The organism is Hymenobacter glaciei, assembly GCF_039539585.1.
In the GTDB taxonomy this organism is placed as follows: domain Bacteria; phylum Bacteroidota; class Bacteroidia; order Cytophagales; family Hymenobacteraceae; genus Hymenobacter; species Hymenobacter glaciei.
The window spans coordinates 1-982 of the sequence record NZ_BAABDK010000045.1 but is presented as its reverse complement, the minus strand read 5'-3'; the positions used below and the strand labels follow the sequence as shown (position 1 = coordinate 982).

The window sequence follows — 982 nt, the reverse complement described above, 5'->3', positions numbered from 1 at the left end:
ACACGGATTACCTCATCAGCTCAACGGGGCAAACCTCGGCTACCGGCCTCTCGCGGCTCTTCGATGGGCAGCTTAGCCATGACCAGGTGACGCGCTGGCTGCGCAGTGTGCACCTGGATTCGCGCCAGGTCTGGGGCCACGCCAAACCCCTGATTCGGCAGGCCGAGCGGGCGCTGGAGCCGGAGGATTTCGCGGTGCTCGTCGTCGATGATTCGATTCTGGAGAAGGCTCACACCGATGCCAACGCCTTGCTCTGCACCCACTACGACCACAGCCTGGGACGCTACGTGAAGGGCCTCAACTTCGTGAGTCTGCTCTATGTGGCCGGCGCGCTTTCTGTGCCGATTGCCGTGGAGCTGGTCGAGAAAACGCAGGCCGTAACGGATGCTAAAACGCAGAAAGTGAGCTATAAAAGCCCGCTAACGAAGAATGAGATGCTCCGCGCCATGTTGCGCGTGGCGCAGCAGCAAGTGGCCTACCGCTACCTGCTGGCCGACAGCTGGTATGCCTCGGCCGAAAACATGAACCAGGTGCGCGAATTGGGCCACGAGTTCATTTTTGCGCTGCCCACTTCCCGCACCGTGGCCCTGAGCGAGGTAGGGCGGGGCAACGGAGAATTTCAGGCGCTTGATACGCTGGCTTTCCCCGATAGGCAGCCCCTGCGCGTCTGGCTGCGGGGCATCGCCGAGGCGGTGCTCGTGGTCCGGCAAGTCTTTCCCAACAAGGACGGTTCGCAGGGCGTGTTATATCTGGTCAGCAGCGATACAAATTTGACCTGGGAACAAGTGACTGTAATCTACCAGAAAAGGTGGAAAATAGAGGAGTACCACAAATCGCTCAAGCAAAACACGTCGATGGGCAAGTCGCCCACGAAAACCAGCGACACGCAGGCCAATCATTTCTTCTCTTCTATCCTGGCGTACATTAAGTTAGAGAAAATAACGCTCCGGTTGGGCATCGGTCATTTTCGCCTCAAAGCCCA

The 982-nt window shown here is 58.5% G+C and carries 1 protein-coding gene; it reads left to right on the top strand.

The features are described from left to right. The coding region (locus ABD837_RS24915; RefSeq protein ID WP_345060071.1) for an IS701 family transposase at positions 1-982 on the top strand (982 nt) is incomplete at both ends.